Raw genomic sequence first — 18,938 nt, 5'->3', positions numbered from 1 at the left:
TCCGGGTCCACATAGGGATGAATCTGCCGGGGGAACCGGAGGGCATCCGCCATGCAAGGGCTGCGAAAAGACATGACGACGGCTGCCGAGCCCACGACTGCCAGGCCCGCGATCCCGGCCGCCAAACCCGTGATCGGTAACGACGAGGTCGCCGCGGCCGTACGGGTGCTGCGCGACGGCCGCGTGGTGCAGGGCCCCGAAGTCGCGGCGTTCGAGGAGGAGTTCGCGGCGCTGGTCGAGGGCCGCCCGTGCGTCGCCGTGAACTCGGGCACCTCCGCGCTGCACCTGGCGCTGCTCGCGCTCGGCATCGGGCCGGGCGACGAGGTGGTCGTCCCCTCGTTCTCGTTCGCCGCGACGGCCAACGCGGTACGGCTGGCCGGTGCCGAACCGGTCTTCGCGGAGATCGATCCGGAGACCTACTGTCTCGACCCGGACGCCGCAGCGGAGGCCGTCGGGCCGCGTACGGCCGCACTGATGCCGGTGCATCTGTACGGCCATCCGGCGCCGATGGGCCGGCTGACCCAGCTGGCGCAGCGGCACGGGCTGGCCGTCGTGGAGGACGCCTGCCAGGCGCACGCGGCGGCGCTGCACGGCCGCCCGGTGGGTGCCTTCGGGGACGCGGCGTGCTTCAGCTTCTATCCGACCAAGAACATGCACACCCTGGAGGGCGGCCTCGTCGTCGTGCCCGACGGGGAGCGGGCCCGCACCCTGCGGCTGCTGCGCAACCAGGGCATGGAGCAGCGGTACGAGAACGAGATCGTCGGCGCCAATATGCGGATGACCGATGTGGCGGCCGCCATCGGCCGCGTCCAGCTGGAACGGCTGCCGGAGTGGACCGAGCAGCGCCGTACCAATGCCAAGGCGCTCGACGCGGGCCTGACCGGCGGGCTGATCACCCCCCGGGTGGCCGACGGCGCGCGGCACGTCTACCACCAGTACACGGTGCGGGTCCCCGGTGGTGCTGCCGTACGGGACGCGGTGCAGCGCGAGATGCAGGCAGCGGGCGTGGGGTGCGCCGTCTACTACCCGACGCCCATCCACCGGCTGAAGCCCTACGCGCACTTGGGCGCGGACCTCCCGGTCACCGACCAGGCCGCCGCCGAGGTGCTCTCCCTCCCCGTACACCCCTCGCTCACCCCGGGCGACCTGGACCAGATCGTGGCGGCCGCCAACAGCGCGGCGAGCAAGGCGGGAGTGACGCGATGACGGCGACAGGAACGACGACGGCAGAAACGACTGGGACGACGGCGACAGAAGTGACTGCGACGACGGTGGCAGAAACGACTGCGACGACTGCGACAGGAGCGACTGCGACCACGGCGACAGAAACGACTGCGACCACGGCGACGAAAGCCCCGGTCGCCCCCACGGCCAACGCCCCCAAGACCGCCGACGCGCCCCGGCGGACGCACGGACCCGAGCCGGATGTCCCTCCCGTACCGGCCGAGCAGCTGATCGAGCATCGCCCCGGCGGGCGGCGGCTGCGGGCCGGGCTGATCGGGCTGGGTGCGATGGGCCGCAACCACGCGCGGATCCTCGCCTCGCTGGACGGCGTGGAGTTCGTCGGCGTCGTCGATCCCGCGGGCGACCCGCACGGACACGTGCCCGTCATGCTCGGCGTACCGGTGCTGCCCGAGGTGGCCGATCTGCTGGTGCTGGGCGTCGACTACGCGGTGGTCGCCTGTCCGACGGCGTTGCACGAGGAGGTCGGCCTGCAACTGGCGGCGCACGATGTGTGCGCGCTCATCGAGAAGCCGCTGGCGCACACGCCGGAGGCGGCGCGGCGGCTGGTGCACGCCTTCGAGGAGCGCGGGCTGGTGGCCGGGGTCGGCCATGTGGAGCGGTTCAACCCGGCGCTGCAGCAGCTGCGGACGCGGCTGGAGGCGGGGGAGTTGGGGGAGGTCTTCCAGGTCGTCACCCGCCGCCAGGGGCCCTTCCCGCACCGCATCGCCGACGTCGGCGTGGTCAAGGACCTGGCCACCCACGACATCGATCTGACGAGCTGGATCACCGGGCAGGCGTACACCTCGCTGTCGGCCCGTACCGTCTCCAAGAGCGGCCGGGAGCACGAGGACATGGTCGCGGTCGTCGGCTCGCTGACCGACGGCACGATGGTCAGCCACCTGGTGAACTGGCTCAGCCCGCTCAAGGAGCGCTTCACCGCCGTCACCGGGGAGCGGGGCTGCTTCGTCGCGGACACCCTCACCGCCGATCTGACCTTCCACGCCAACGGCGCCGTGGCCACCGAGTGGGAGGCCCTGCGCGCCTTCCGCGGGGTGGCCGAGGGCGACACCGTTCGCTACGCCTTCCCCAAGCGGGAGCCGCTGGTCGTCGAGCACGAGCGGTTCCGCGACGCCGTACGCAGCGGCACGGGCGAGGGCAGCGGCATCGTCACGGCCCGCGAGGGGCTGCGGACGGTACAGGTGTCGGCCGCGGTGCTGGAGTCGGCCCGCGAGGCGGCCCCGGCCGTACCCGTCGGGTCCGTCGAGTCCGCGGAACCGGTGGCGCCCGGGGAGTCCGTGGAGCCGGTGGCGCCCCTGGGGATCGCCTCCGCCGTTCTCACCCCGCCCCCGGCCGCCGTCCCCGAACGTGACCCGTCGGCACCCACCATCGCGGAGCACCCGGCATGAAGCAGACGCACCGCATCATCCGGCGCCTGTCGGCGCGCGGCAGCAACGCACCCGAGGCGCCCCACGCGGCCGAGGGGCGGATGGGCGAGAGCGCCGCGCGCGCCGGTGCGGAGCGCCCCCGGGGCCGGCCGCGGCTGGCGGTCGTCGTGGGCAACACCATCGTGGGCGACTCGCGGGTGCAGAAGACCGCGATCGCCGCGGCCCGGGCGGGCTGGGACGTGACGCTGGTGGGCCGCAGCCCGTCCAAGCGGCGCGAGGAGTCGGTGCTCGGCCCGGTCCGCGTCATCAAGGTGCCGGTCTCGGCGCATATGCGGGCCGTCGTCGCCGCCGAGCGCCGCCGCCCCCAGCTGCGCAGCCGCATCACCCAGTTCGGGCTGCCCGACGACGCGGCCTGGGTACGGGCACGCGCCGCGCACGCCGCGTGGGTGCGCGAGCACACGGCGCGGGTGGGCTGGCTGAGCGCCCCCTCCCCGGCCGGGCGGCCCGCGCCGGAGGGTCCGCGCACGCCAGAGGCGCTGCGGGCCGCGCTCGCCCGGCAGCTGACCCGCGAAGCCCTCAGGGGCTGGGTGCGGGTGCGCCGTTACGCGCACAAGGGCCGGGGGCGCGCCTACCGGTGGGAGCGCCGCCGGGTCGCGGGCGCGCCGCAGCCCACCGGCGACTGGCGCACCGACTGGCCCGAACTCCTCGACATCGACCTGGCGTTCGGCCCGGTCATCGAGGAGATCGAGCCGGACGTCATCCACGCCAACGACCATCTGATGATCGCCGTCGGTGCGCGCAGCGCCGCCCGGCTGCGCGCCCGCGGCCTGCCCACCCGCTGGCTGTACGACGCGCACGAGTACGTTCGCGGGGTCGAGTGGCCGGACGCGGTGCGGGCCAGCGCCTTCCCCGGTGTGGAGGAGGAGTTCATCGGCCGGGCCGACGCCGTGGTCACCGTCTCCGGGGAGCTGGCCGGCATCCTGCGGGAGGCCTACGCGCTGCCCGCCGAGCCGCTGGTGGTCGCCAACGCGCCGGTGCGCGAGACCGTCAGCGCCTGCGCCGACGAGTGCGTCTCCGTACGGGACGCCTGCGGGCTCAGCCCGGACGTGCCGCTGCTCGTCTACGCGGGCTGGATCGGCCCCGAGCGCGGCCTGGACACCGCCGTCGAGGGGCTGGCCGAACTGCCGCACGCCCACCTCGCGCTGGTCGCCGGCAAACAGAACGCCACGCTCCAGGCGCTGCTCGCCCGCGCCGAGGAACTGGGTGTGCGGCAGCGGGTCCATGTGGTGCCGTATGTGCCGCAGGAACAGGTGCCCGACTATCTCTCCTCGGCCGACCTCGGGCTGATCTGCTTCCGGCACGTGCCCAACTGCGAGATCTCGCTGCCCACCAAGGCGGCCGAGTATCTGCACGCCGGACTGCCGTTGATCACCAGCGGGGTGCGGACGCTGCGCAACTTCGTCGAACGCACCGGTGTGGGCGAGGTGTTCGTCACCGAGGACGTCGCCTCCTTCGTCGCCGCCGTGCAGCGCGGCCTCGCCGGACGGAGCACCCTGGCCGCACGGATCACCGAGCCGCTGCTGCGGGAGCTGTCCTGGGAGCAGCAGTCGGCCGGGCTGCTGGACCTCTACGAGCGCCTCGCGGGCCCCGCCGCTGCGGCCCGGCTGGCGCCGCGCAGCGTGCCATGGTCGGCCTCCGAACAGCCCGGACTGGCCGCCCCCGGCCGGGCACGGTCCCAGGACGCCGCCGCCCCGGGCGGGATGCCGTCCGGCTGGCGGTCGCTGGGCAGCACCCCGGTACGGCTCGGCCTGGGCTGCGCCAACTCGGCGGGCCAGCTGGCCGGGTTCGCGCGGGCGCTGTGCGAGCGGCGGCAGGACCTGTCGGCCGAGGTCGTGATGCACACCCACGACCAGAGCGTCATCTACCCGGCCGACATCTACGCCATCGGCGAGCGCACCGGCGACCTGGGCTTCCAACTCGACCGCGCCCGCCGGGTGCTGGGCTCCTACACCCACTACCTCGCCGACTCCTTCACCCCGGCGCTGGGCCGGCTCAACGGCGGCCACATCCAGGACGACCTGCCCTCGCTGTCCGCGGCCGGGATCAAGGTGGCGCTGCTCGCGCACGGCAGCGACGTACGCGACCCGCAGCGGCACATGAGCCGCTACGAGCACTCCCTCTTCCACGCCGCCGACGAGACGATACTCAAGGCGCTGGCGAAGAAGAGCGCCCGCAACCGGCGGATGGCGGCGCAGAGCGGGCTGCCCCAGTTCGTGACGACCCCCGATCTGCTGGAGGAGCTGCCCGGCGCGCGCTGGGCGCCGCTGGTGGTCGACGTCGACAGCTGGGCGAGCGAGCGGCCCGCCATGGAGCGGGCCCGCCCGGTGGTGGTGCACGCGCCCTCCAAGCGCTGGACGAAGGGCACCGAGCAGGTGGTGCCGGTGCTGGAGGAGCTGGACCGGCGCGGTCTGATCGAGTTCCGGATGGTGACGGGGGTGCCCTGGACCGAGGTGCGGGAGCTGGTCAAGGAGGCGGACATCGTCGTCGACCAGTTCGCGGTCGGCACCTACGGGACGTTCGCCTGCGAGGGGATGGCCGCGGGCAGGCCCGTCATCGCGTTCCTGGACGAGCGGCTGCACCGGTCGGTCGGCATCCGCCCGCCCATCGTCAACGCCACCCCCGGCACGCTGCGCAGTGCCCTGGAATCCCTGCTGGAGGACCGGGACCTCGCGATGCGGACCGCGCAGGAGTCCGCCGAGTACGTACGCACCTACCACGACGGCGCCTACACGGCCGACGTACTGGACGGCTTCCTGCGCTGAGCGCCGGGACGGCCGGCAGTCGACAACAGAGAGGGAAGCCTGTGGAGTTGGACAGCGGCCCCGCGACGAGCCGTACTCCGGCGCCGGACCGGCCCACCCGGCCGCGGCGGGGCCGGATCGTGATGCTGGTGTGCAACGGGGTGGTGGGCGACTCCCGGGTGCAGAAGACGGCCCGTTCGGCCGCCGACGCCGGATGGGAGGTCACGCTGCTGGGCCGCTCACCGGATGGACGGCCCGCCTCCTGGCGGGTCGGTGACGCGGAGGTGCGGCTGCTGCCCGTACCCACCCCGCTCGCCCACCCGCCCCGCACCACCCGCCGCCCGCTGCTGACCCGCCCGCTGGCCTACAAGCCGGGCACCGCCCCCTATCGCGTGCAGCGCGTCAAGGCGTGGCGGGACGAACTGCGCACCCGCCGCGCCGCCCTCACAGCCGAGGCCGCGCACGGCGCCCGGCGGGTGTACGGCACCGCGCAGCTCGCCCTGCCCCGCGCCGCCGCGCGGCTCGTACAGCGCTGGGTGGGCTTCCGTAAGCGACAGCTCGACACGGGCTGCCGGCGGCGCGGTGCAGGACCGCTGGACCGCGCCGCTGTCGCCTTCTGGCAGCGGGCCCTCAAAGAGCGCTGCTGGCGCATGCTGTGGCCGAGCCTCTACGACTTCGAACTGGCCTACGGCCGGGTCGTGGACGAGCTGCGGCCCGACATCATCCACGCCAACGACTTCCGGATGGTGGGCGTCGGCGCACGCGCCAAGATCCGCGCGATGGCCGAGGGCCGGCCGGTGAAGCTGGTGTGGGACGCGCACGAGTATCTGCCGGGGGTGCGGCCGTGGACGAACGACGTGCGCTGGCGGCCTGCGCACATCGCGCACGAGCGCGAGTACGTGCCGTACGCCGACGCCGCCGTCACCGTCTCCCGTACGGCGGCCGAACTGCTGCGCCGCAGTCACGGGCTGGCCGAGGACCCGGCCGTCGTCCTCAACGCGCCCGAGGCGCACACCACCCGGCGCAGCGCGCCCGGCGGGGTCCCCAGCCTGCGTGCCCTGTGCGGCATCGGCACCGGGACGCCGCTGGTCGTCTACAGCGGCGCCGCCGCCCCGCAGCGCGGCCTGGCCACGATGGTGGAGGCGCTGCCCGAACTGCCAGGCGTGCACACGGCGCTGGTGGTGCCCAAGCCCGCCGCCGGGTATCTGCGTGAACTGCGTGCGCGGGCGGCGGCACTGGGGGTGGCGGAGCGGTTGCATGTGCTGCCGTACGTGCCCTACCAGCAGGTGGTCCCCTTCCTCGCGGAGGCGGACGCGGGCGCGATTCCGCTGCACCACTGGACGAACCACGAGATCGCGCTGATCACCAAGTTCTTCGAGTACGCGCACGCCCGGCTGCCACTGGTGGTCAGCGACGTCGAGACGATGGCCACCACCACCCTGGAGACCGGCCAGGGCGAGGTCTTCCGTGCCGAGGACACCGCCGACTACGTACGCGCCGTACAGGCGGTGCTCGGCGACCCGCGGCGCTACCGCGCGGTCTACGAGCGCCAGGGGTTGCTGGAGCGGTGGACCTGGGAGACGCAGGCCCGCACGCTCGACCGGATCTACACACAGCTGCTGCACACGGCAGCACAGGAGCGACCGGAGCAGGACCAGCCGGAAGGAGACGGGAATGCGGATCTGTGTGGTGGCGCTCGGGAAGATCGGGCTGCCACTGGCCGTCCAGTTCGCGGCCAAGGGACACCGGGTGACGGGCGCGGACACCGACGCGCGCGTGGTCGCGAGCGTCAACGACAAAGTGGTGCCGTTCCCCGGTGAGGCGGGGCTGGACGAACTGCTGGCCGAGTCGGTGGCGGCGGGACGGCTGTCGGCGACGACGGACACCACGGAAGCGGTCGCCGACGCGGAGGCCGTCGTGGTGGTCGTACCGCTGTTCGTCGACGAACGGGGCACGCCCGACTTCCGCGCGATGGACGCCGCGACCCGCGCCATCGCCGCCGGGCTGCGCGGCGGCACCCTCGTCAGCTACGAGACGACGCTGCCGGTCGGCACTACCCGCGACCGCTTCGCGCCGCTGCTTGCCGAGGGCTCGGGCCTGCTGCCCGAGCGGGACTTCTCGCTGGTCTTCTCGCCCGAACGGGTCTTCACCGGGCGGGTCTTCGCCGATCTGCGCCGCTACCCGAAGCTGGTCGGCGGCATCGGCCCGCACTCGGCCAAGGACGGGGTGCGCTTCTACGAGTCGGTACTGGACTTCGACGTCCGCGAGGAGCTGTCCCGCCCCAACGGGGTGTGGGACCTCGGCTCGGCTGAGGCCGCCGAGCTGGCGAAGCTGGCCGAGACCACCTACCGGGACGTCAACATCGCGCTGGCCAACCAGTTCGCCCGGTTCGCCGACCGGTCCGGAGTCGACATCGAGGCCGTCATCGACGCCTGCAACACCCAGCCCTACAGCCACATCCACCGCCCCGGCATCGCGGTGGGCGGCCACTGCATCCCCGTCTACCCCCGGATGTACCTGTGGAACGATCCGGACGCGGACGTCGTCCGTGCCGCCCGCGGCACCAACGAGGCCATGCCCGAGCACGCCGTCGACCTCCTCGCCGACGCCTACGGCGATCTGACCGGGGCCGAGGTGCTGGTGCTGGGCGCGGCCTACCGGGGCGGGGTGAAGGAGACCGCGTTCTCCGGCGTCTTCCCCACGGTGCGGGCGCTGCGCGAGCGGGGAGCGCGGCCGTACGTCTCCGACCCGCTGTTCGAGCCGCACGAGCTGGCCGACCTGGGGCTGCGACCGCATACCGGCCAGTCGGTCACCGCGGCTGTGGTGCAGACCGACCACGCCGCCTACCGCGAGCTGTCCGCCGACCGGCTGCCCGGCGTACGGGTGCTGGTCGACGGCCGCCGGATCACCGATCCGGCTCTGTGGGCCGGAGTGCGGCGGGTGGTCATCGGGGACGGCGCCGGACGGGGGGTGGTGCGCGCATGAACCCTGGCCCCGGTGCCGATCCCGACGCGGGTCCCGACGTCAGCGTCGTCGTCGCCGTCTACAACACGATGCCGTACCTCACCCGCTGCCTCTCCTCGCTCGTCGAGCAGACGATCGGACAGCGGCGGATGGAGGTGATCGTCGTCGACGACGGCTCCACCGACGGCAGCGCCGAGGAGATCCAACGCTTCGCCGCGCTGCACCCCGGCCTGTTCACCACCCTCCGGCAGCCCAACTCCGGCGGCCCCGCGGCCCCCTGCAACCGGGGTCTGGAGCTGGCCGGCGGGCGCTATGTCTTCTTCCTCGGCGCCGACGACCATCTGGCGCCCGAGGCGCTGGAGCGCATGGTGACCATGGCCGACAACTGCCGCTCGGACGTGCTGCTGTGCAAGATGGTCCCGGTCGGCGAACGCACGGTACCCACCGGGGTGTTCAGCCGTACAGCGCCGGCCATCAGGCTGATCGGCGACGGGCTGCCGTGGGCGCTGTCCAACACCAAGCTGTTCCGCCGCTCCCTGATCGAGCAGCACGGGATCCGCTACGACGAGACCATGCCGGCCTTCAGCGACCAGCCGTTCGTGCTGGAGGCCTGCGTACGCGCGGCCCGGATCTCCGTGCTGGCCGACCAGCCGCACTACTTCGCCGTCCGCCGCGCGGACTCCAGCAACATCACGTATCAGGCCCCGCCCCCGACCCGGCTGCGTTGTGCGGAGCGGCTGTTCGAGACCACCTGCCGCTTTCTCGCGCCGGGCCCGCTGCGGGACGCCTTCCACAAGCGCCACTTCCACGTCGAGCTGTTCCAGCTGTTCGGCGCCGATTTTCCCCAGCTTCCGGACGAGGTCCAACAGGCGGTCTGTACGGGCGCGGCCCGGCTGATCGGCGCCCACGGCGACGGCGTCCTCGAACGGCTCGACCCCCGTCGCCGCCGCACCCTCGAACTCGCCTGGCGCGGCGACGTTGCCGCACTCCGCACGGAGATCGCCGCCGACCCCGCCCGCACCCGGCGAGGGAAGACCGGCTCGGCCGCCTCCGCGCTGGCCCGCTGGCTGAGGGCACCAACGCGAGGCCTCACGCCCCTCCCTCCCGGCAGCGGCGTGAGCCGGTACAACTGAAAGCGTCTGCTTTCGGCCCTGCTGATGAGGGGGTGCCCCTGCCCGTTGTCCGCAGGCTGCGGGTGCCTTGTGGCTTGTCGCGCAGTTCCCCGCGCCCCTTCGGGGCGCAGCCCTCATTGCCGGGTGCGGGCTAGCTGAGGGGGGCTGTGGTGGGGGGAGCACCGAGGGCGGCCTCCGCTTCGGGCGGGGTGGGCGCCCGGCGCCGTTCGGTGGGCGGGATCACGGGAGGGAGCGCATCGGCGGACTCCCCCAAGAGCGCGCGGCGGACGACGCGCTCCGCGGCATGCCCGTCGTCCCAGGGGCAGAACCGCTCGCGAAAGGCGGCCCGCAGCGCCCGCGCCTCCGGCCCACGCCAAGTGCCACTGCGGAAGACCGCCGTCAACTCGTCCTCGGTGCGGGTGACCGGCCCCGGCGTCTCCCCGGGACGGCCGGAGAGCAGATCGAAGTAGACCCCGCGGGTATCGCGGTAGCTCTCCCAGTCGGGCGCGTGAATCACCAGCGGCCGGTCCAGGACCGCATAGTCGAACATCAGCGACGAGTAGTCAGTCACCAGCGCGTCCGCCGCCAGGCACAGATCCTCCACCGAGGGGTACCGGGAGACGTCCCGCACCAGCCCGCGCGCGTGCAGATCGCGGAGCACGCTGTCCCGCCCGTAGTAGTAGTGCGTACGCACCAGCAGCACGTACTCCTCGCCCAACCCGGCGCTCAGCCGCTCCAGATCGAGGCGCGGGACGAAACCCTTGCGGTAGTCGCGCGCCGTGGGCGCGTACAGCAGGGCGATCCGGCCGCGCGGAATGCCAAGGCGGGCGCGGACGGCGGTGATCTCCTCGGCGGTGGCCGTGGCGAAGCGGTCGTTGCGCGGATAGCCCGCCGGCAGGTCCTCGTAGCCGCACGGGAAGACCCGGTCCCACACCTCGGCCGAGTGCGGGTTGGCGGTGACGCTCACATCCCACCGCGCCACCCGGCGCAGCAGTCTGCCGAAGTCCATCTGCGCGGCGGCCGGATACGGCTGCTGGTCCAGGCCCATCGTCTTGAGCGGGGTGCCGTGGTGGGTCATCACATGCACCTGGCCCGGCCGCTTCACCAGGTGGTCGGGGAAGTTGACGTTGTTGACGAAGTACCGGGCGCGCGCCATCAGCCGCCAGTAGCGCCGCGAGCCGGGCACCACATGGTCGGTGCCCGGCGGCAGGGAGGGCACGGCGTCCGGCCGCACCACCCACACGCTGTGCAGGTGCGGCGCCAGCTCCCGTGCCTTGGTCTCGATCGCCTGCGGATTGCAGGCCACCCCGCGGTTCCAGTACGCGGAGTAGACGGCCACGTCCGGGTGGAGCGGCAACAGCCGCTGGAGGGCGTAGTAGAGGCGGTGCCAGACGCGGGCGGCGCCGGGCCGGGCCGCGCGGACGAAGCGCCGGGCGAGCCCGGCTGCGCGGCGTACCGACTCCCGCGCGGCGAACAGCGTGTAGGTGTTGTGGGCGAGCAGCCGGCAGTCCCGCGCCCGGCCGCGCGGCGGGGTGAACCCGGGGGGTATGTGCTCGCGGTAGAGCCGGGCCGCCTGCCGGAAGAAGGCGCGCCGGTCGGCAGGGCGCACCCGCTCCCGGTGCCGTATGCAGAAGATCAGATGCGCCACCGTCCGTTCGAACAGCAGCGGGCGGTATTCGGCCAACTCGGGCCGCCGCTCCAGGAAGGTGAAGAGGGAGGCGTACTGCGGGAAGATGTCGAAGTGCCGGCGCCCCGGGGAGCGGGTGATGGCGCCCTGGTGCCGCTGCCGGTAGTCGACGCAGATGCGCGACAGACAGCCGATCGACTCGGCGCACACCAGCGCCTCGTTCGACACCGGCGCGTCCTCGTACAGTCCGGGCTCGAAGCGGAATCCCTCGCGCAGATAGAACGCCCGGCGGTACGCCTTGTTCCAGGCGACGTGGAACAGCGTGAGCAGTTCCGGGTTCTCGGCCACGGTGAAGGTCTGGGTGCCGACGGCGGCCAGCTGCGCGCCGTACGAGCTGGCCTCGGTGTGCCCGTCCCAGTAGGAGCGCTGGTGGTCGAAGATCAGCACGTCCGGGGAGCCGCAGGCGGTCAGCTGCCGGTCGACGGCCGCCAGGGCGCCGGGCAGATAGCTGTCGTCGCTGTCGAGGAAGAGCAGATACTCGCCGCGCGCCTGCTCCACACCGGTGTTGCGGGCCCGCCCCAGGCCCACGTTCTCCGACAGGTGCAGCACCCGCACCCGCGGGTCGCGTGCGGCGTACTCGTCGAGTATCGCGCCGCTGTGATCTGGGGAGTTGTCGTCGACGGCTATGACCTCGACGTCGGTGAAGGACTGGCCGAGTACCGAGTCGAGACACTCGCGCAGGTAGCCCTGGACCTTGAACACCGGTACGACGACGCTGAAGCGGGGCATGACCACCAGTCCTTCGCTGCAAGGGGGGTCGGGAGTCGGTAGGGGCGGGGATCCCGGCGCTGACGGGCCGCCGGGCGCGGGCGCGGGCCGCCGCTCGGCCAGCGGCACGACCGGGGGCACAGCGACGACCGGACCGCCGGTCGCACCGGAACCCGCGCCGAGGAACACGTGCCGCACCACGCGCTCGGCCGCGTGTCCGTCGTCCCAGGGACAGAACCGCTGCCGGAAGGCGGCCCGCCGGGCGCGGGCCTGCTCGGTGGCGTAGCCGCCGGTGGCGAGGAGGTCGATCAGCTCGTCCTCGCTGCGCGCCACAGCGCCCGGCGCCATCGCCGTCACGTCGAAATAGGTGCCGCGCGCGTCCCGGTAGGTCTCCCAGTCGGGTGCGTGGATCACCATCGGCCGGTCGAGGTTGGCGTAGTCGAACATCAGCGACGAATAGTCGGTGACCAGCACGTCCGAGGCCAGGCACAGCTCCTCGACCGAGGGGTGCGCCGATACGTCGATCAGCCCTCCGGGCGGCTCGCACGGCAGCCCTTGGGCGGCGTGGAAGTAGTGCGAGCGGGCCAGTACGACGAAGGACGGGCCCAGCGCGGCCACCAGCCGCGCCAGATCGAGCCAGGGCTGCCGGCCGCGCTGGTAGTCGCGGTGGGTGGGCGCGTACAGCACCGCCGTCACCCGGTCCGGGATGCCCAGCTCGGCACGGATCCGGGCGACGTCGGCCGCGGTCGCGGTCTGGAAGACGTCGTTGCGCGGGTAGCCGAACTCCAGCGTGGTGTACGGCGAGGGGTAGGCGCGCTCCCACACCAGCGTGGAGTGCGGGTTGGCCGAGAGGCTGTAGTCCCAGCGGTCGGTGTGCTCCAGCAGCCGGTCGAAATCCATGCCGTCCGCGGCGGCCGGATAGGCCATCAGGTCCAGCCCCATGTGCTTGAGCGGGGTGCCGTGGTGGGTCTGGAGGAGGAGCTGGCCGGGCCGTTTGCGGTAGCCGTGCGGCAGATTGACGTTGCTGACCAGGAACCGGGCCCGCGCGAGCGCCGTCCAGTACGCCGCCGAGTCCGGCTCGATGTGCCGTACGCCGGGCGGGAGGGTGTGGGCGTGGGCGGGGTCGCATATCCACGCCGTGCGGATGTCCGGGACCAGTTCGCGGGCCTTCGCCTCGATTGCCGCCGGGTTGCAGGAGTAGCCGCGGCCCCAGTACGCGGAGAAGACGGCCAGACCCGGATCGAGGGGGCGGCGGCGCTGGAGGAGGTAATGCCCGCGCAGCACCGCCTTGCGCAGCAGCGGACGCAGCCCGGCCAGCCGGGAGCGCAGGGCCGAGCCGGCCCGGTCGGCGCGCCACAGCAGATCCAGTACGCGATGCGCCCCGGCCCGCACCAGCCAGTGGCGCAGCCGGGTCCGTACGAGCTGCCGGTCCGCACCGGGCCAGGGCGTGGGCCGGTAGTGGCGGCAGTACGCGCTCGCCCGCCGCAGGAACTCCGCGCGCGTGGAGCGCGGCAGCCGGCCGGGACTGCGGTGGATGACGGCGAAGTGGTCGCTCATCCGCCGGTAGAGAGCGGGCCGCCAGCGCGCCAGTTCGGGCCGGGTGTCGAGGAAGGCGAACAGCCGGTCGTACTGGTCGAAGACGTCGAAGTGGCGGCGCCCCGTGGTCGTCAGGATGCTGCCGCCGCGCCGCTGCCGGTAGTGCACACACACCCGGTCCAGCGTGGCGAGGGTGCGCGCGCTGAGCAGTACGGGGTACGTCCAGGGGGTGTCCTCGTAGAGACCGGGCGGGAAGGTGAACCCCTCGCGGCGCAGGAAGTCGCGGCGGTAGGCCTTGGCCCAGGCGAAGACGGGCAGCCGCAGCAGCTCGGGCCGGTCGGCGATGGTGCCCACGTCGGGCCCCGCCTCGGGCGCCAGCGGACCGGGGTGGGCGGGCGGGCCCAGCGAGCCGTCCCAGTGCGCGGGGGCGAAGTCGAACACCAGCACGTCCGGGTCGCTGGTCGCCGAGAGCCGTTCGGCCAGCGCCCGAAGCGTGCCGGGCGCCATGGTGTCGTCGCTGTCGAGGTAGAGGACGTAGTCGCCGCGGGCGTGTGCGGTGCCGGTGTTGCGGGCCGGTCCCAGTCCGCCGTTCTGCGCCAGATGGATGACGGTCACCCGGGAGTCGGCGGCGGCGTAGGCGTCCAGGATCTCGCCGCTGGAGTCGGGGGAGTGGTCGTCCACGGCGATCAGTTCGAAGTCGCCGAAGCACTGTCCGAGCACGGAGTCGAGGCACTCGTGCAGGTATGCCTGCACCTGGTGGACGGGGACGATCACGCTGAAACGGGGCATGGCGGATCCGCGGGGTCGACGGCCGGCTCCGCAATTGCGGGGCGAACAATTCGATTTATCCCATATGCGGTGCGGGACCACATCCCGGCGCCGCTCCGTCACGGGCCCTCCGGGGCAAGCCCTCAGCCCGGCAACCGTCGAAATACGGCCCGCGGCAGATGCCGCAGCACACTCATCACCGGACCCAGCGCGGCGGGCACCCACACCGTCCGCGCCCGGCGCCGTACCCCGTGCTCGATCGCCTCCGCCACGGCACTCGGCGTGGTGGCCAGCGGCGCCGGGGCCCGGCCCGCCGTCATCCGGGAGTGCACGAACCCCGGCCGTACGACCAGCACATGCACCCCGCTGCCGTGCAGCGCATCCCCGAGACCCTGCGCGAAGGCGTCCAGGCCCGCCTTGCTGGACCCGTAGATGAAGTTGGCACGGCGGGCCCGCTCGCCCGCGACCGAGGAGAGCACCACCAGCGAGCCGTGCCCCTGGGCGCGCAGCGCACCGGCACACACCAGCCCGGAAGACACCGCGCCGGTGTAGTTCGTCCGGGTGACGCGTACGGCGGCCATCGGGTCCTGCTCGTCCGCGTACTGGTCGCCCAGCACACCGAAGGCGAGCAGTACGAGATCGATGTCGCCCTCCGCGAAGGCCTTCTCCAGCACCTCCTCATGGGTCTCGGGAGCGAGCGCGTCGAACGGCACCGTCCGCACGGTGACCTCCGCGCCGTGCGCCGCCGCCTCCTCGCGCAGCCCGGCCGCCGCCGAGTCCAGCCCGGGCCCCGGCCGCCCGGCGAGCCAGACCGTACGGGCGCGGCGGCCCATGAAGCGGCGCACGGTCGCCAGCGCGATCTCGGACGTACCGCCCAGCACCAGCAGCGACTGCGGGGAACCGAAAGCGTCCTTCATGGGTGCTCCTTGTCAGTTGAGTCCTCGCTCACAGCGCCAGCCGCCGTGCCAGGTCCGAGGTGAAGACGCCGCGCGGGTCCAGCCGGGCACGCAGCGCCCGGAAGTCCGCCAGGCGCGGATACATCGCGGGCAGCAGCTCGGGCCGCATCCGCGCGTCCTTGGCCAGATAGAGCCGTCCGCCGGCCAGGGCGACCTCCTCGTCCAGCAGATCGAGGAAGTCCGCAAGCCCCGGCAGCCCCGCCGGGATGTCCAGCGCCAGCGTCCAGCCCTCGGTGGGGAAGGAGAGCCAGCCCGGGTCCCCGGCACCGAAGCGCTTGAGCACGGCGAGGAAGGAGGGGCAGCAGCGGCGCGAGATGAGCCGCACGATGCGGCGCAGCGCGTCGTCGTGCTCGTGCCCCACCACGCACTGCCACTGCACGAAGCCCGCGCTGCCGTAGACCCGGTTCCAGTGCGGCAGCCCGTCCAGCGGATGGAAGAACGACGCCAGCCGCTGGAGTTCGCCCCTGCGGCGGCGCGGCGCCTTGTGGTACCAGAGCTTGTTGAACGCTCCCACCGTGCTGCCGCGCAGCAGTCCGTTGGGAACGGTGCGCGGCGCGGGCGGCAGCCGCCCCGGACGGAAGGCCAGCGGGTCCCGGCGCGCGGCGCGCGCCAACCGGCAGCCCTGAGACAGCGCCTCCAGCGGCGCGTGGTCACCGCGCGTCAGCACGGCGCGCCCGGCAGCCGTACCGCGTGCCAGCAGGTCGATCCAGGCCACCGAGTAGCGGTAGCGGTGATCGGTGGCGGTCAGCGTGGCCAGCAGCGAGTCCAGGTCGGGCAGCCGCTCGGTGTCCACCGTCATCAGCGACGTCTCCACCGGCAGCAGCCGCACCGTCGCAGTCAACACCAGCCCGGTCAGCCCCATACCGCCCGCTGTCGCGTCGAACAGCTCACTGCCGGGCGTCACCTCACGCACCTGCCCGTCCGCCGTCAGCAGCTCCAGGGAGCGCACATGGCGGGTGAAGGAGCCGGAGACATGGTGGTTCTTGCCGTGGATGTCCGCGCCGATCGCGCCGCCGACCGTCACATAGCGGGTCCCCGGCGTGACCGGTACGAACCAGCCCAGCGGCAGCAGCACCTGCATCAGCCGGTGCAGGCTGACCCCCGCCTCGCAGGTCACCGTCCCGCCGACGGCGTCGATCGCCAGCACCCGGTCCAGCGCGGTGGTGTCCAGCACGGTGCCGCCCGCGTTCTGCGCCGCGTCCCCGTAGGCCCGGCCCAGCCCGCGCGGAATGCTGCCGCGTGCCCCGCACGCCAGTACCGCCTCCACCGCCTCCTGCCGGGTGCGCGGTCGCAGCACCCGGGCGCCGGTGGGCGCTGTCCTGCCCCAGCCGGTCAGCAGCCGGGCGGTGCGGTCGTACGGTGCCGGTTCCGGTGCGGTCGCGTCGCGCTGGATGTGCTGAGCGGGCATGAACGTGACGGTATGTGCCCCGAAATGCGAGGGAGGGGAGGCCGTGCCGCGGGTGTCGCTGAAAGGGTGAAAGGCCGAGTGTCGGGTCCCATCTGGGCCGACGGCGGCGCGGGGCGCGGCAGAGTCGGACCGTGGCAGCGAGAAGGGCCCGACAATGGGGGCAGTGGGAGCGGCGGCTGTTGTGCGCCCTGGGCGACTGCGCGGCCGACGCCCGGGTGGCCGGCGCCGCCCGCGCCCTGTCCTGGAGCGGGGAGCACGCCGCCGTCTGGCTCCTGGTCGGACTCACGGGCGCCGCCACCGACCGTACGCAGCGGGAGCGCTGGCTCAAGGGCACCGGGCTCGTGGGCGCCGCGCACCTGGCCAGCATGGGGATCAAGCGGGTCGTGCGCCGCCCGCGCCCCAGCCTGGCCGGCCGCGCCCCGCTGGTACGGACGGCCGGACGGCACTCCTTCCCCAGCTCCCACGCCGCCTCCGCGAGTGCTGCGGCACTGGCCCTGGGTGGGCTGCGGCACGGGACGCCGCTGGCCGCGCTGGCCGCGCTGATGTGCGTCTCCCGGCTGGTCGTGGGCGTCCACTACCCCTCGGACGTGTGCGCGGGCGCGGCACTGGGCGCGCTGACGGTACGGCTGGGCAACCGCGGCTCCGGCGCCGACTCCCGCGCCGACTCCGGCTCCGGCTTCGGCTCCGGCTTCGGGGGCAGGGGGCGCCGCGATGGCTGAACGCTCCACGCTGACCGGCCCGTCCGGCCGCGGGCAGCCCGATCCGGCCACCGGGCCGCACCCCCTCGCGCCCCCGTCCCCGCCCGCCCCCGCCCCCGGGCGCCCGCCCGGATTCGCCGGCTCCCTGCCCGGCGGGCTGCTGCTGACCGTACGGCCCCGCCAGTGGGTCAAGAACCTGCTCGTCGTCGCCGCACCCGCCGCCGCCGGCCAACTCGCCGCGGTGCAAACGGTGCTCGAACTCGCCCTTCTCTTCGTCCTGTTCACCGCCGCCGCATCGGCTGTCTATCTGCTCAACGACGCCCGTGACGCGGAGGCCGACCGGGCGCACCCCGACAAGTGCCGCCGCCCCGTCGCCGCCGGAACCGTTCCGGTGCCGCTCGCCTACACCCTCGGCTCGCTGCTCGCCCTGGTCTCCACGGCGGCCGCCGCGCTGCTGTGCAACGCCGCGACGGCGGCCCTGCTCGCTGCCTACCTGCTCATGCAGATCGCCTACTGTCTGCGGCTCAAGCGGGTGCTGGTGGTCGATCTGGCCGTGGTGACCGCCGGGTTCGTGATGCGGGCCATGTCCGGCGGGCTGGCGCTGGGGATTCCGCTCTCCCGCTGGTTCCTGATCACCGCGGGGTTCGGCGCCCTGTTCATGGTCGCGGGCAAGCGCTACTCGGAAGCACTGCTGATGGGCGAGGGCAAGGGCGGCACCCGGGCACTGCTGCGCGAGTACACCGTCGGCTATCTGCGGTTCGTATGGCAGCTCGCCGCGGGGGCGGCAGTACTCGCGTACTGCCTTTGGGCCCTGGGGACGGATGCCGGTGTTGATGCCTCGCTGTGCCGGCAGTTGTCCATGGTTCCGATGATTCTGGCCGTGCTGCGGTATGCGGTTTTCATCGACCGCGGTACGGCTGGGTCGCCCGAGGATGTGCTGCTGCGGGACCGTCCGTTGGCGGTTACTGCGGTGTGCTGGGGGCTGTTGTACGGCTTGTCGGTCGCGGGGTTGTAGGGCATGTTCCGGCGAGGGGGTGCCCCTGCCCGTCGCTTGCGGGGTGCGGGTGCGGTTGTGGTTGCTCGCGCAGTTCCCCGCGCCCCTGACGGGGCGCGGGCTCCCGTTGGCGCTTGGGCAGTCTGCTCCCCCAGACTCCGTCCGGGAGGTGCTCCCAGGGCGCAGGGTGGGCAAGCGCAGCCCCCATTGCGGGGCAAGCGATGAGCAAGGCGCAAGCCCTCCGCACAGAGTTCGCGGGGTTCGCCACCGTCGGCGTCTTCGCCTTCCTCGCCGACGTCGGCAGCTTCCTATGGCTGCGTGGTCCCGTCGGGGTGGACCCGATGTACGCCAAAGCCCTCTCGTTCATCGCCGGTGTCGCCGTCGCGTACACCGGCAACGCGCTGGGCACCTACCGGCTGCGGGACCGCAAGGTGTCCGGCGGGTGGCGCAGGTTCGCCGTATTCCTGCTGGTCAACGCCGCGGGCGGGGCCGTACAGCTGGGCTGTCTCGGCGTCTCCCGGCATGTGCTGGGGCTGACCTCCACCTTGGCCGACGTCGTATCGGGCGCCGGCGTGGGACTGGTGCTGGGCACCGCGGTGCGCTTCTGGGGGACGCGGACGCTGGTGTTCTCACAGGCAACTGCCCCCGACCCGAAGGGCCGGGGGCAGCCGCAGGTGGACGGCGAGGCGATGTGACG

General features: G+C 73.2%; 12 protein-coding genes. 9 read left to right on the top strand and 3 right to left on the bottom strand.

Features of this window, described 5'->3' with window-relative positions; all coding sequences use genetic code 11:
- Positions 1-72 precede the first annotated feature (72 nt).
- From ACQEU8_RS31855 to ACQEU8_RS31830, 6 genes are all read left to right on the top strand, one after another.
- Positions 73-1,206, top strand: coding sequence for a DegT/DnrJ/EryC1/StrS family aminotransferase (locus ACQEU8_RS31855; RefSeq protein WP_433107241.1), 1,134 nt, complete (start codon positions 73-75; stop codon positions 1,204-1,206).
- 248 nt (positions 1,207-1,454) lie between these two features.
- Positions 1,455-2,630, top strand: coding sequence for a Gfo/Idh/MocA family oxidoreductase (locus ACQEU8_RS31850; RefSeq protein WP_433108870.1), 1,176 nt, complete (start codon positions 1,455-1,457; stop codon positions 2,628-2,630).
- Positions 2,627-5,431 (top strand): glycosyltransferase family 4 protein, encoded by a 2,805-nt coding sequence (locus tag ACQEU8_RS31845; protein WP_433107239.1) that lies wholly within the window; start codon positions 2,627-2,629, stop codon positions 5,429-5,431. The genes ACQEU8_RS31850 and ACQEU8_RS31845 overlap by 4 nt, the downstream gene beginning before the upstream one ends.
- A gap of 41 nt (positions 5,432-5,472) precedes the next feature.
- On the top strand, positions 5,473-7,230 hold the full coding sequence (locus ACQEU8_RS31840) for a glycosyltransferase family 4 protein (protein WP_433107237.1): 1,758 nt from the start codon (positions 5,473-5,475) through the stop codon (positions 7,228-7,230).
- Complete coding sequence (locus tag ACQEU8_RS31835) at positions 7,115-8,395, top strand: nucleotide sugar dehydrogenase (RefSeq protein WP_433108868.1); 1,281 nt, start codon at positions 7,115-7,117, stop codon at positions 8,393-8,395. The genes ACQEU8_RS31840 and ACQEU8_RS31835 overlap by 116 nt, the downstream gene beginning before the upstream one ends.
- Positions 8,392-9,507: a glycosyltransferase family 2 protein gene (locus ACQEU8_RS31830; RefSeq protein WP_433107235.1), complete on the top strand. Its 1,116-nt coding sequence runs from the start codon at positions 8,392-8,394 to the stop codon at positions 9,505-9,507. Before ACQEU8_RS31835 ends, ACQEU8_RS31830 begins: the two co-directional genes overlap by 4 nt.
- A gap of 130 nt (positions 9,508-9,637) precedes the next feature.
- Here ACQEU8_RS31830 and ACQEU8_RS31825 read toward each other — a convergent pair whose 3' ends face one another.
- From ACQEU8_RS31825 to ACQEU8_RS31815, 3 genes are all read right to left on the bottom strand, one after another.
- A complete protein-coding gene (locus tag ACQEU8_RS31825; protein WP_433107233.1) occupies positions 9,638-14,206 on the bottom strand; it encodes a CDP-glycerol glycerophosphotransferase family protein in 4,569 nt (1,522 codons plus the stop codon).
- A gap of 122 nt (positions 14,207-14,328) precedes the next feature.
- A complete protein-coding gene (locus ACQEU8_RS31820) occupies positions 14,329-15,102 on the bottom strand; it encodes a decaprenylphospho-beta-D-erythro-pentofuranosid-2-ulose 2-reductase (RefSeq protein WP_433107231.1) in 774 nt (257 codons plus the stop codon).
- Between the two features lie 28 nt (positions 15,103-15,130).
- Positions 15,131-16,549, bottom strand: coding sequence for an FAD-binding protein (locus ACQEU8_RS31815; RefSeq protein WP_433107229.1), 1,419 nt, complete (start codon positions 16,547-16,549; stop codon positions 15,131-15,133).
- Between the two features lie 131 nt (positions 16,550-16,680).
- Here ACQEU8_RS31815 and ACQEU8_RS31810 point away from each other — a divergent pair, with 131 nt between their 5' ends.
- From ACQEU8_RS31810 to ACQEU8_RS31800, 3 genes are all read left to right on the top strand, one after another.
- Complete coding sequence (locus ACQEU8_RS31810; protein ID WP_433107227.1) at positions 16,681-17,268, top strand: phosphatase PAP2 family protein; 588 nt, start codon at positions 16,681-16,683, stop codon at positions 17,266-17,268.
- The gene (locus tag ACQEU8_RS31805) at positions 17,261-18,262 is read left to right on the top strand and encodes a decaprenyl-phosphate phosphoribosyltransferase (protein WP_433107225.1); all 1,002 of its coding nucleotides are present in this window, start codon (positions 17,261-17,263) and stop codon (positions 18,260-18,262) included. The genes ACQEU8_RS31810 and ACQEU8_RS31805 overlap by 8 nt, the downstream gene beginning before the upstream one ends.
- A 200-nt stretch (positions 18,263-18,462) precedes the next feature.
- Positions 18,463-18,936, top strand: coding sequence for a GtrA family protein (locus tag ACQEU8_RS31800; RefSeq protein ID WP_433107223.1), 474 nt, complete (start codon positions 18,463-18,465; stop codon positions 18,934-18,936).
- The last annotated feature ends 2 nt before the right edge of the window (positions 18,937-18,938 follow it).

This window comes from Streptomyces sp. CA-250714, assembly GCF_050936705.1.
Classification (GTDB): Bacteria; Actinomycetota; Actinomycetes; order Streptomycetales; family Streptomycetaceae; genus Streptomyces.
Note: the sequence above shows the minus strand (reverse complement) of the source record. Positions and strands in the feature narration are given on the sequence as shown.